The following is a 12,178-nucleotide window of genomic DNA, read 5'->3' on the forward strand; positions in this document are numbered from 1 at the left end:
TATTTTGATTTTGGGGTGGCCATATTGGGTAAAGAAGCATGTGATAATGCATTTTTACGCAAATGTACAGGAGAAGAGGATAGCCCATGCTGGATAAACGGTACCAAGTGTTCATCTCAACCTCTGGGGCAGAAATGCAACCGGAGCGTATCATTCTGTCTCAAACACTGGTAGGAATGGGGTTTTTCTCGTGGGGACTGGAACAGCGTACACCGCTGAATACTGCATTTGCACGCCGCCAGATTGATGACTGTGATTATGTCGTGATTCTGCTGGGAAGCCAGTATGGAGAGCAGTCGGTATCGGGTGTTGGCTATATGCATCTCGAATATATTTATGCAGTGACCAAGCAAAAACCGATTATTGTGTTTATGCATGATGATCCGGCATCACGTGAAAGTGCATTGCATGATGCCAAACCGGAATTACAGGAAAAATTCAAGGAATTCCGTCAACTATTACAGCAGGAAGTCGATCAGGTCTTTACTTACCGCAGCCTGCGCGATCTGGAAATGGCAGTGCGTTTTAACATGCCGCAAATGCTGGAGCGCTATCCGGTGACCGGCTGGGTGCGTCCGCAAAATACCCAGGCGCTGCATGACGAGATTGACCAGCTTAAAGCCAAAGTGGCTCAACTGGAACGTGATGGCGGAACTGCAGAAGTTGATCCATTCCTGAGCTTGCCCAAAGTAGCGATGCATGAAATTTTTTCTTTTGAATACCGGATGCATGCTTATCAGGATGGTAACTTCAAGGAAATCAAAGTCCAGAAGAAACTGACTTGGGCGCAATTGTTGGCGTTGCTGGGCTCCACCTTTGTCAATCCGACCCCTGAGGAATTTTTCTCGAAGCGCATGAATGAATATCTGAATGAAACCGGTTTGCAGGATGCACGGGTACAGATGCCGCGTGCACATGCAGTGGCGCGTGCCCAGATGAATATCCGTGCCTTGCATAGTTTAAAAATTCAAATGCGCCAGAATGACTGGATTGTGCCATCCGGTCGTGATGACCGACAGCGCATGCTGTGGCAGATCACGCCAAAAGCGCAAAAGTTGCTGGACAGCAGCTTGCTGGATTTAGATCGCACTTTTCAATATAAGTCAGCGTATTAATCCATAGAGAGAATAAATAAAAAGCTGTTAAAGTACAGGGGTTGATATCCTGACGGACGAACTGAATGTATTCTCCTGCTAAAGCGAAAGTGACGATTATATTGGCAAACTTGGGCACACCAGATGAGCCTACGATTCCAGCGGTACGCCGTTTCCTCAAGCAGTTTTTATCTGATCAGCGTGTGATTGAAATTCCCAAACCGATCTGGCAAATCATTCTGCGCTTATTCATTTTGCCCTTCCGTCCAAAGCGGGTAGCACAGGCCTATGCGCAAGTATGGGGACAGGATTCGCCGATGCGTGAAATTCTGTTTGAGCAGGTCGCAGCAGTCAAGACGCATCTCACCCAGCTGTATCCACAGTTTGAGCTGAATGTGGTGCCTGCCATGACTTATGGCAATCCCAACATTCAGGATGTCTTGGCACAAGTCTCCGCGCAGCCACAGGAACACGTGATTCTATTTCCCCTGTTTCCCCAATATTCAGCCACGTCGACCGCACCTCTATACGATGCTGTGGCGAAATGGGTGGTTAAACAGCGCAATTTACCCGGTTTGACAGTGATCCGGGATTATTATCAACATCCTTTATTTATCCAGTCGCTGGCTCAAAGTGTACGGGACTATCAGGCAATTCATGGTCAGCCAGAGAAATTGTTGATGTCTTTCCACGGTATTCCACAGCCCTATGCTGATAAAGGCGATCCTTATGCCGACCGTTGCCGCATAACTGGCAAGCTGTTGGCTAAAGCCTTGTGTTTAAGCGAAGATCAATATGCGATCAGCTTCCAGTCGCGGTTTGGCAAACAGGAATGGATCAAGCCCTATACCGATGTTTTGCTTGAAGATTGGGCTAAGCAGGGGGTGAAATCAATTCAAGTAATGAGTCCAGCATTTTCCGCGGACTGTCTGGAAACGCTTGAAGAGCTGGCAATCGAAAATGCCGAGATTTTTAAAGCACTCGGCGGTGAAAGCTATAGTTACATTCCGGCATTAAATAGCCGTGAAGATCATTTGCGATTGCTCAATAGTCTGCTTCAGGCTAATCTGGATGCATTGACACAGACACTTACCCATTAACTTGCCCGAGGTTTTTCACCCCATGTTACAAGTCAAAATTGTTCCAGTTACTGCATTTCAGCAAAACTGTTCCATCGTTTGGGATACGGAAACTAAAGAAGCCATTTTGATTGATGCTGGGGGCGAACCTGAAAAACTGAAAGCTGAAGTTGAAGCGCTGGGTTTAACGGTTAAAGCCTTGTGGCTCACTCATGGCCATCTGGATCATGCGGGTGCGGTGGGTGCGTTAAAAAAGGCTTGGGATGTACCGGTGATTGGACCGCATAAGGAAGATGCATTCTGGCTCGACATGATTCAGGAAGTTTCTGCACGTTATGGCTTCCCGATTCCGGAAAAAGTCGAAGTGACCCAATGGCTGGAAGGTGGAGAAGTGCTCAAACTCGGCAATGAAGAATTTGAAGTGCGTTTTGCTCCAGGCCATACGCCAGGTCATGTGATGTTCTATAACAAAAATTATGACTTGTTATGGACAGGGGATGTATTGTTTAAAGGTTCAATTGGCCGGACTGATTTCCCGCGTGGCAACCATCAGCAGCTCTTAGATTCCATTCAGAGAGAATGTTTTAGTCTGCCGGATGAAACTCAATTCATTTCAGGACATGGATCGATCAGCACCATTGGTTTTGAAAAGCAGCATAATCCTTTTGTTGCAGGTAAAGCGGGTTAAAAGCGTAAATAAAAGACCAACATAGTTTGGTCTTTTATTTTTATTCTGAAAAGGGATTATTGCGAAGTTGTCGCGTTTGCATGTGTATGAGCCAAGCGGCAAAAGCAAAAAGCACACCCAATACAATAAATAAACTATCTTGTTGGAAAATGCCGACTCCCAAAGAAAGAAGTGCGAGTAGACCGACCCCAATTAATATGACTCTTAAAATAATATAACCCATATTATTGCTCTAAAAATAATGTGAAAATTTAGAGTAGAACAATAATACTAAGGCTTTATGAATGATGTTAATTCGTGTTGCTTTATCTAAGTAATTTTATAAAACTCATATGATTTATTTACTTAATTTCGACAAGATTCTGCTTTCAGACAGAATTTTCGACAGGGAAGACATTTTATTCTTCGCTGTTGTCGGCTTGTGGTGCATCCTGGGTAGGCAAACTATATTCCTCATTGGCCCAAGCCCCCAGATCAATCATTTTGCAACGTTCTGAGCAAAAAGGACGGAATTCATTATCTTCCCATGTGGTCAGCTTGCCACAGCGCGGACAGTTTAAAGTGGTAGGCATGACAATAACTCCAAAGAAAAATAAAGGTTCGATTAGGCAAATATAGCCGCACTTGTTAGACTTATGCGGTTTTTATTAGTTTGATCTGATTATGCCGATTCGTCAATTTCAAGCACAGCGTATGCATGCGCCCCGTGAGTTTCAAAGCATCAGTCCTGAACCGGTCTGTGTCGAAGTGGGAGCGGGTAAAGGTAAACATGCCTTGTTATTCAGCAAGAACAATCCAGACACTCAACTGATTGCAATTGAACGTACCCGTGAAAAATTTCTGGCGATGCAAAAACAGCATGCTGTTGAGGGTCAAACTAATTTACAAACCGTTCATGCCGATGCTTTACCGTGGATCGTGCATGCACTGTATCCGCAGCAGGTAGAACGATTCTTTATTTTATATCCAAATCCTGAACCGCATAATCCGGCACAGCGCTGGGTCAATATGCCATTTTTTGAGTTTCTGCTTTCCCGCCTGAAAACCGGTGGAACGATTACGCTGGCCAGTAATATTCCTGCCTATATCGAAGAAGCAGAAATACAAGTGCGAGAGCTCTGGAAGCTACCTTTTGTCAAAGAAGTGATTGCTGCAGATTCGGCGCGTACCCATTTTGAAATTAAATATCTGGAGCGCGGTGAACTATGCCAGCAACTGATCATCAGCAAGCCTGAAACTTATGTGACACGTTTTGATGATTTCCAGCCTTTGCAAGGGCAGAATGCCACCGTCTCGGAATAATCAGATGAGCAAACGCATTGCTATTGTGGGTGCAGGCCCCGCAGGCTTAATGGCAGCAGAAGTGCTCAGTCAGTTTGATTATGAGCTGCATGTCTATGAGCAGAAACCGTCTGCTGCGCGTAAATTCCTGATGGCAGGCAAAACCGGTCTGAATATTTCCCATGCCGAGCCTGTGCCACAGTTTGTACAACGTTATGATCAGGTGGAGTGGTTGTCTCCCTGGATCAAACGCTGGGATGCGCTCTGGATTCAAGACTGGATGAAGCAGCTTGGTATTGAACCTTATATCGGTTCGTCTGGCCGGGTATTTCCTACAGAGATGAAAGCCGCGCCCTTGCTGCGTGCCTGGCTCAAGCGTTTGGCCAGTGATGATGTTCAGTTTCATTACCGGCATAAAGTCAGCCAGTTAGAGCAACAACAGCTTGAGCTGCATGATCTGAAAAATAATGAATATCGCACTGAACATTTTGATGCCATTATTCTGGCTTGTGGGGCAGTGTCTTGGTCAGCGTTGGGGAGTGATGGTGCATGGCAAGCATGGCTGAAACCGGATGAAATTGAGCCTTTCCAAGCCAGTAATGCCGGAGTGGAATATCCTTGGTCTCGGTTTATGCAGCCAGTCTTTGGTCAGCCGCTGAAACGTGTTGCAGCATGGGTTGGGCAAGGTGAAAAGACCATCGGCGATATCGTGATCAGTCATTATGGTCTGGAAAGTGGTCTGATCTATAAGCAGGGGCGTGGCTTACGCGAGCAACTAAAACAGGGGCAGCCTATGCAGCTGCATCTGGACCTCTTCCCAAATCAAAGCATCGAACAGCTTGTGCAAAAAATACAGCCAAGTAAGAAGCAGTCTTTAACTAATGTCTGGCGTAAAGCCGGATTGGACGGTGCCAAGGCGGCTCTGGTACGGGAACTGGTGGCCAAAGCGGTATGGCAAGATCCTGCTGAATTAGCCAAAAAAATTAAACATTTGACCATTCCACTCACAGGTTTCCGCCCGATTGAAGAGGCGATTAGCTGTGCAGGTGGTGTCAAGCGTGAAGTGTTGTCAGAACAGCTACAATTGAAATCTAACCCACATGTATTTCTTTGCGGAGAAATGCTGGACTGGGATGCACCGACCGGCGGTTATCTACTGACAGCCTGTTTTGCCACAGGGCGTGCAGCGGGTGAAGGTGTGCATCAGTTTCTGACAGCAGATTAAGTCATTTTATAGCTAGGATGATCTAGTATTTATACTGAATGCAGACTCAACAGATCCGGCCTTGTTCATTCACGCTGTTTTAAAGCTGCCAGTTCAGCTTAGATTATTTTTGTATTTTATCTAAACTGTGTGTCAATCTAGCATCCTAGACTATTCCTTCACTTGCCGGGAAGCTGGTTCTTTCTTGGCGAGATCCGGATATTGCGAACGCCAGCGTTCCAGCTGTTCTTGGGCGTGTAGATATTTCCCTAGACCCTTTACATTCTCACTGGCTTCATTTACAGGCGTAGCTTGAGTCTTGGGAGTATTGAGTAATTGGTCCTGATGTTCCCAGTACTGATACATCAAACCCTGAATATAACGGCCCTGTTCGGTTTTCAGCTCTAAAGCCTTCAGCATATTCAGGGCTGACTGGACATGATCACGCTGACGTTGCTGGACAAATTCTGCGGTCATGTTTTCATCATCGCGCATGCCGTTTAATTCTTTTTCCAGATCACTACTCATGTCCTGAAAGCGCTGTTCATAATCCGTCAATGCAGCAATATCATGCGGATCATCGGCAGTTTGAGGAAAGTCTTTCAGTGGTTCGGTTTTCAGTTCCTGCATGACTTGATCTGAAGCCGTGTTATCTGTTGTGGCTTCAGTCGGAGTCTCTGAAGTTTTCTGATCACATGCCATTAGCAGCATGGCTACGGCGAACAGCGCCGTTCGTGTCATTCCTGGTATTTTATGCATGATCGCCTCCTGTTCTTTAATTACTTTTCTTGAACACATAGATATGGGTGACATAAGGAAAATCAATCATTTCCTCTGCGCTTTTGGCTGTATATTGCTGGATGATCTGTTCAAATTGTTGTTTTAACTGTGCCTGCTGCTGTTCAGGTAGAGCTGCAATAAAACTGGTGGAGAGCAGCCGCTTGGATACCACCTGCTCGACATTGCCATGCTGTTGCTGGGTCATTGTGGTTTCTGCATAGGGCTGAAATAGCGTTTGCTGTGCAAAGACCTCGCGCCAGGTGCCGCTATGATAGCGCGGCGTATCGCCTTCCAAGGGGGCAATACAATCGGCCAAGGCTTGAACCCAGTCGATCCGAGTATCGCGCTGATTCCAAATTAACACCAGACAACCCTGCGGTTTGAGTACCCGATCTAATTCTTGTAAGGTAGCAGAATCGGCAAACCAGTGAAATGACTGTGCACAAAATACCGCATTCAGGCTATGATCAGGCAGGGGAAGTTGATGGCTAACGCCTTCAATTGCATGAATGTCCGGATGCGCCTGTTTTAATTGAGCCAGCATTTCCGGGACAGGATCAATTGCGATAATGTGCTTACTGAGCGGGCGTAAATAGGGGATAAACTTGCCGGTGCCACTGCCCAAATCCAAAACATGCGCATCTGCAGGCAAAGCCAGCGTTTTACTCAGCCACTGGCTGATTTCTGCCGGATAATCAGGACGCACTTGCTGATAGAGCTCAGCCGACGCACTAAAACCCCGTTTTGCTGCAGGATGTAATGATTGTGTCATATTTTGCGCTTTTTAATCTTTTTGATCGATATAAAATAGCATATTCACTTTTTTGACAGCGTTCATTGAATGAATTGTTGTGGAAGGGTTCGATTTACCAGCACGGGAAAGTTATGGACAAGCAGATTGTTTTTGAAGATGAACATATACGCGCGATTTTTATGCCGGGCTCCTCTTCAGAACTGATTTTTTCATTTGGCGATTTGATTACCCGTGCCAAGGGCCTCAACATCAATGCAGAAAAGTCACTGGCGAAATTCGAGTTTAATGTACTTGGTATTATGCCCAAGCATAAATCCTGGTTTCCACAAGGTTCCATGTGGAACATGTTGCAAGCCATCGCAGATCTGATTGAGCCGTTTCAGCAGCGTATTGCCTATGGCGGTTCGATGGGCGGCTATGCTGCGATCAAGTATTCCCGTGCCTTGGGCGTACAACGGGTGGTGGCGATGGTGCCGCAATACTCGATCGATCCGGAAGATGTACATGATGCCCGTTATAACATGTTCTATCAGCCAGAGCTGAATACAAATATGCGGGTTGCAGCCGAAGATATCGACAACACCTGCGAATATATTATTGTCTATGATCCTTACTGTGCCGAAGATCGTGCCCATTATCTGAAATTAGAGGCGCTGATTCCGCATCATCATGTGCTGCATTTACCTTTTACCGGACATGATGCGATCGCAGTTTTGGCCAGTTCCGAATTGCTCTATGACTTTTTGGTGCATGAATATGAGCCAAGCTATTTCTATCAGAAAATGCGCCGGGTCAAGAAAAACAGCAAGTTCTATTATCGCAAGGTGATTGAAAATGTCTTGCCACGACACCGCATGGCTTTGGGACTCATTCTGAAAAATAACGATCTGCAACTGGATAACCAGTTTTTTGATGCCAGCCAGAAACAGGTGATTTTGCGGGAACTGTTACGCAATAAACAGGTTGATCAGCATGACCTGCTCAAACTGGGCATTCATGTGAATTTGCCGCAGGAAAATCGTCAGCTGTTATTGGACCACTATGGACATGGTCTGGTATTTAATGTCATCAGCCATAAAATCGAAAGTTATGCAGAAGGTGCAATTGCCCTGAACCATAAATTTCTGATTCCGATTTATGCCAAAGGTAATGGTTTATTGAGTATTAATCTGAATGATGAACGTTATTTGGTGGTGATGAATGACCGGCATATCATGAAGCTGATCAAGGAACAGGATGAACTCAGTCTGGGCATGCACCCGATTTTAATGAAGCGCTATAGTGATTTTTATATGTTTAGCTATAAGCAGCTGAATCTGAGTACCAATGAATATGGTGCTGCTGCTTTTATCGACGATAGTGACAAAAATACGCAGTTTGTGACGCACAGTGAGACAAATTAACTGAAAATTTTAATAAAAAACAATTACTTGACTTGTGATGGGGTTGGCATAATATAGAGATAAGCGGTATAAATAATAAACCAATTATATCGTTCCCGATGGTTGAAACGAAGAAGGGGATCTCTATGATGCAAGCGACTCGGATGATGCAAGTATGTTTTATCTTCGGTTTGATTCTACCTAATCTGGCACATGCAGAAACTGTGCATCCTGCAGTGATCATGGTCAGTGCGTCCATCATCTTTATGATTATTCTGTCCGTGTATGTAGTGTATCGTATCCGCAAGTCACTACGTAATCATATGGATAAACCGCTGGATTAATTGCATCAGGCTGGAAACGGGTTGAAAAGACTCAATGACTTGTTTTAAATGACAAACATAAATTGTCAAACAGGATTGAGGGAACAGCCATGAAAGCCGTTTATTTAGACTATGCTTCTTTAGACCAGCAGGATTTAGACTTTCAGGCACTGCATGCCGCATTTGATCCACTGGTTTTGTATCCGGCGACCTCGGCTGCCGAGATTGCATCCCGTGTAGCTGATGTCGATGTTATTATTACGAATAAGGTGATGATCGATGCAGCTACGATTCAGCAATGCCCTCAACTCAAACTCATTTTAATCTCTGCAACTGGCACCAATAATGTCGACCTTGCGGCGGCCAAAGCACGCCGGATCGTGGTGTGTAACTGTCAGGCCTATGGCACTTCGGCAGTCGCGCAGCATACCATCATGTTGATGCTCAATCTGGCAACTTCATTCCTGTCGTACCAACGTGCGTTACAACAAGGCGAATGGCAAAAAGCCAGCCAGTTCTGTTTGCTGGATGCGCCAATTGTCGGGCTGGCCGGAAAAACCTTGGGCATTGTCGGTTATGGGGAACTGGGTCATGCGGTGGCGAAACTAGCCGAAGCCTTTGGCATGAAAGTTCTCATTGCTGCGTTGCCAAACCGTGCAGCGGATGCATCTCGTGTGCCATTTGCCGAACTGCTTACTCAAGTCGATTTTCTCAGTCTGCATTGTCCACTCACTGAAGATACCCGACATTTAATCAGTCATGCTGAGCTGGATGCAATGAAAAGCAGTGCATTTTTAATTAACTGTGCGCGTGGCGGCATTGTCGATGAAGCGGCATTGGCTGAGGCGTTGCGAGCAGGCAAGATTGCCGGTGCAGCGACAGATGTTCTAACGGTAGAGCCACCGAAACAGGGCAATGTGTTACTTGATTCAACGATTCCCAACCTGATTGTGACGCCACATAATGCCTGGGGCAGTGTCGATGCAAGACAACGGATTGTGGATCAGATGGTGGAAAATGTAGCAGCATTTAAACAAGGTCAGCCGATCCGACAGGTCAATTGATAAATCGTGTCAATACAAGATAATAGTTTTATTTTCTAAAAATAAAAAAAGCCCATCACGGGCTTTTTTTATAAATCGGTTACTGCATAACTGGTGGCTGAACCTGAACCAGATTGAGGCTGCATTTGTGGGGTTGCTGTTTGCTGTGGGGTAGCAGAGGACTCACTTAAAGGCTGCTGCACGATAGGTGCCTGTTGTGAATTTCCACGCCAGACTTCTTTGGTCTGCTGGATTTTCTGACCGGTTTGCTGGGCTGCCTGAGTTGCACCCTGATCTACTTTTTGCAGTGTATCTGAGGTTGCAGACTTGGTATTGCTCCAGGCACGGTCTACCCCCGGCTTGATTTTGGCAATGCCTTTTTCCGTTGCTTCACCGACTTTCTCGGCAGTATTAATCACGCCTTCCTGTGCTTTATAGGCAAAGACATGCAGCAGGTTCGGATTTTCACCATAGGGTTTAACCGGTTTAGCAGACTGAGTCGTGGTTTGTGCGAATGCTGGAACAGAAAGCATTAAAGCTGTCGTTAAAATAATTGGGGTTTTGATATTCATTATGGATCGACCTCGAATTCGTCTAAGTGCGGTCTGAGTTTGTTTTTCAGTGTAACGGATAATTGGTCAAAAACAATGAATATCCTGTGAAGAGTGCAGAGCTTTCAGGTTGATCTGTGCCGAAATATTGTAATTTTTAAAGAAAGGGCAGTAGAAATTAGCCCAAGTGTCGAATTGATTTTTAGCAAAATAAAAGCCCTGTTCTTAGACTAGAAACAAGGCGATCTTTTTAATCACATTGTGTCAGGGCATCTTTGGCGAAATGTTCGCGTAAGCTGACAAAGTTCTTCTGTACCCCTGCATCGTGCAGGTCAAATTTTTGTGCAGTGCTAGTACCGTCGCGCTGGAAAGTCGCTGAGCCGGCATCGATTAGAGTCATGCCTTTAAATGACCATTGTTCAATGACACGGTTATTGCCGATATCGCCGGTAAATTCAATCACGCATTTGTCGAGGAATTTGGTCAGTTTGGCCTTGTTGTTGGTCGTGGCTGGAACTACTTCGAGGTTTTGGACTTCCTGTAAGACGCCAACCTGAAGCTGTGGGATTTTGGGTGCAGATGTACAAGCTGTAACTGCGATACTCGCAAGACCAGTCAGAATGAGTGTTTTAAATTTCATATGATTCTTTCTTGTTGAGTGTTGTTAGATTGAGTATAGGAAATATAAAGTGAAATGCCTATAACAAATAGTCTAAATATTGTTTTGGTTGAAGATGTTGAATATCTTGATTTACGACATCAATTTTCTTCATATTAGGGGCAGATAGAAAGCTTATAGACCCCACTATAATAAGCACAAAAATTAATACTATTGCATGGCGTAAGCGGAAAATTTTTAGATCACGAATGTAGATTAACTTTAAATGTTCATAAGCTAATTCTTTTGAAATATCTAGAGAGGTGTCTTCAATTTCATTTTTGTAGTCTTGGACAGATTTTGTGGCAAAGTTCTTTGTTCGCCAAAAAATATTTAATAATTTGAAGTTAAATAAACCACCGCCAAAATATAGCCCTTTTTGATTTGTATTATCTGAAATATGCTTACTAGGATTATCTATTGCGGAGAGTGCTAAAAGTAAAATAAGAACGGTTGCTAGCCACATTACAAAAATTATGGCTGCTAAAGCATGCTGCCACCAAAACTCGTTAATTGTTAAATATTTGAAAATTTCTCTTATTTGAGGAAAAGGAACAATTAAACCTGCTAATAAAGCCCCAATTTTAAAATCTATAGCACGAATATTTTGTTGGGTGTCTTGGATAGCTGAATGAAGAAAATCAAGTTTATCCATTGGCTTGAACCCATGTATTCATCAATATATTTATAACATCACACTCATAGAAATCCGTATAAGGTACTTTGTCACATAGCTTTTTATTGTCATCATTTAAATTTTGGTGAAATACATCAGAAAGAATGATTGGTTTGCGCCATCCTTTGTTTGCATTATTGCAATAGTGAGCTGTTTTTCCAATTAGTTCGCCGATCCAAGTAACTTCATTGATACCACTACCTTTATAGCCAGCTTTTATAACTAAAGCTTGTCCATAATGAAGCCCCATACCAACTTTAAGCTGAGTATAATTTTTTTTCTTAAGTTTTATATTTAAAGTATGAATTAGTGAATTAGCTTTAGCAGCGGTAGTAAATACCTCATTAATTTGGACAGTTGTTTCTGTATTGAATACCCCCCAAACACAATCACCTTCAATATAAATTTGCTGGATATTTTGATTACCGTTAAGGAGCGCAACCAATTCAGAAATATAGGCTCTATATATTTTTGCTAAAACTTTCTTTTGATGTTGAGTAGCTAGGTCTTTTGAACCACGTAGATCAATAAATAAAGCAGAGCAATTTATATGATAGCCGTTGGTGTATGTTAGATCATCTATACCAGGTACTTTATTACTCTCTTGATAATTATTATCTGAAGAGTCTAATATTTCATCAATTCTTTCACGGCTTTTTTCAAAA

General features: G+C 44.0%; 16 protein-coding genes. 8 read left to right on the forward strand and 8 right to left on the reverse strand.

Features of this window, described 5'->3' with window-relative positions:
* The first annotated feature begins 86 nt into the window (after positions 1-86).
* From FTV08_RS09605 to FTV08_RS09615, 3 genes are all read left to right on the forward strand, one after another.
* A complete protein-coding gene (locus FTV08_RS09605) occupies positions 87-1,115 on the forward strand; it encodes a DUF4062 domain-containing protein (RefSeq protein ID WP_005102932.1) in 1,029 nt (342 codons plus the stop codon).
* 65 nt (positions 1,116-1,180) lie between these two features.
* Positions 1,181-2,194, forward strand: coding sequence for a ferrochelatase (gene hemH / locus FTV08_RS09610; RefSeq protein WP_180087201.1), 1,014 nt, complete (start codon positions 1,181-1,183; stop codon positions 2,192-2,194).
* A gap of 22 nt (positions 2,195-2,216) precedes the next feature.
* Complete coding sequence (locus FTV08_RS09615) at positions 2,217-2,861, forward strand: MBL fold metallo-hydrolase (protein ID WP_005108027.1); 645 nt, start codon at positions 2,217-2,219, stop codon at positions 2,859-2,861.
* A gap of 40 nt (positions 2,862-2,901) precedes the next feature.
* Here FTV08_RS09615 and FTV08_RS09620 read toward each other — a convergent pair whose 3' ends face one another.
* Both FTV08_RS09620 and FTV08_RS09625 read right to left on the reverse strand, forming a co-directional pair.
* Positions 2,902-3,084, reverse strand: coding sequence for a hypothetical protein (locus FTV08_RS09620; protein WP_004278555.1), 183 nt, complete (start codon positions 3,082-3,084; stop codon positions 2,902-2,904).
* A gap of 175 nt (positions 3,085-3,259) precedes the next feature.
* Positions 3,260-3,433, reverse strand: a complete 174-nt coding sequence (locus FTV08_RS09625; protein WP_004278554.1) for a DNA gyrase inhibitor YacG — start codon at positions 3,431-3,433, stop codon at positions 3,260-3,262.
* Between the two features lie 85 nt (positions 3,434-3,518).
* On the opposite strand from FTV08_RS09625, the gene FTV08_RS09630 reads away from it, so the two are divergent.
* Both FTV08_RS09630 and FTV08_RS09635 read left to right on the forward strand, forming a co-directional pair.
* Positions 3,519-4,163: an SAM-dependent methyltransferase gene (locus FTV08_RS09630; protein WP_180087239.1), complete on the forward strand. Its 645-nt coding sequence runs from the start codon at positions 3,519-3,521 to the stop codon at positions 4,161-4,163.
* A gap of 4 nt (positions 4,164-4,167) precedes the next feature.
* Positions 4,168-5,367: a TIGR03862 family flavoprotein gene (locus FTV08_RS09635; RefSeq protein ID WP_180087202.1), complete on the forward strand. Its 1,200-nt coding sequence runs from the start codon at positions 4,168-4,170 to the stop codon at positions 5,365-5,367.
* A gap of 150 nt (positions 5,368-5,517) precedes the next feature.
* Here the strand turns inward: FTV08_RS09635 and FTV08_RS09640 are convergent, their stop codons facing one another.
* Positions 5,518-6,105 (reverse strand): hypothetical protein, encoded by a 588-nt coding sequence (locus FTV08_RS09640; RefSeq protein WP_180087203.1) that lies wholly within the window; start codon positions 6,103-6,105, stop codon positions 5,518-5,520.
* 16 nt (positions 6,106-6,121) lie between these two features.
* Complete coding sequence (locus FTV08_RS09645) at positions 6,122-6,898, reverse strand: class I SAM-dependent methyltransferase (RefSeq protein ID WP_180087204.1); 777 nt, start codon at positions 6,896-6,898, stop codon at positions 6,122-6,124.
* A 113-nt stretch (positions 6,899-7,011) separates the two neighbouring features.
* Between FTV08_RS09645 and FTV08_RS09650 the strand changes: the two genes are divergently transcribed.
* The 3 genes from FTV08_RS09650 (at position 7,012) to FTV08_RS09660 (ending at position 9,649) form a co-directional block, all read left to right on the forward strand.
* A complete protein-coding gene (locus FTV08_RS09650; protein WP_180087205.1) occupies positions 7,012-8,283 on the forward strand; it encodes a hypothetical protein in 1,272 nt (423 codons plus the stop codon).
* A gap of 125 nt (positions 8,284-8,408) precedes the next feature.
* Positions 8,409-8,606 (forward strand): hypothetical protein, encoded by a 198-nt coding sequence (locus tag FTV08_RS09655; RefSeq protein ID WP_081400832.1) that lies wholly within the window; start codon positions 8,409-8,411, stop codon positions 8,604-8,606.
* Positions 8,607-8,695: 89 nt separating this feature from the next.
* Positions 8,696-9,649 carry a 2-hydroxyacid dehydrogenase gene (locus FTV08_RS09660; protein WP_180087206.1) on the forward strand — a complete coding sequence of 318 codons (954 nt, stop codon included), beginning with the start codon at positions 8,696-8,698 and terminating at the stop codon, positions 9,647-9,649.
* A 68-nt stretch (positions 9,650-9,717) separates the two neighbouring features.
* Here the strand turns inward: FTV08_RS09660 and FTV08_RS09665 are convergent, their stop codons facing one another.
* The 4 genes from FTV08_RS09665 to FTV08_RS09680 form a co-directional block, all read right to left on the reverse strand.
* Positions 9,718-10,200 carry a hypothetical protein gene (locus tag FTV08_RS09665; RefSeq protein WP_180087207.1) on the reverse strand — a complete coding sequence of 161 codons (483 nt, stop codon included), beginning with the start codon at positions 10,198-10,200 and terminating at the stop codon, positions 9,718-9,720.
* 229 nt (positions 10,201-10,429) lie between these two features.
* Positions 10,430-10,819 (reverse strand): hypothetical protein, encoded by a 390-nt coding sequence (locus FTV08_RS09670; protein WP_004278545.1) that lies wholly within the window; start codon positions 10,817-10,819, stop codon positions 10,430-10,432.
* 58 nt (positions 10,820-10,877) lie between these two features.
* On the reverse strand, positions 10,878-11,492 hold the full coding sequence (locus FTV08_RS09675) for a hypothetical protein (RefSeq protein ID WP_071850462.1): 615 nt from the start codon (positions 11,490-11,492) through the stop codon (positions 10,878-10,880).
* Complete coding sequence (locus FTV08_RS09680; protein WP_373687393.1) at positions 11,485-12,156, reverse strand: adenylate/guanylate cyclase domain-containing protein; 672 nt, start codon at positions 12,154-12,156, stop codon at positions 11,485-11,487. Before FTV08_RS09680 ends, FTV08_RS09675 begins: the two co-directional genes overlap by 8 nt.
* Positions 12,157-12,178: the final 22 nt, after the last annotated feature.

It is taken from the genome of Acinetobacter sp. YH12226 (genome assembly GCF_013417805.1).
Classification (GTDB): domain Bacteria; phylum Pseudomonadota; class Gammaproteobacteria; order Pseudomonadales; family Moraxellaceae; genus Acinetobacter.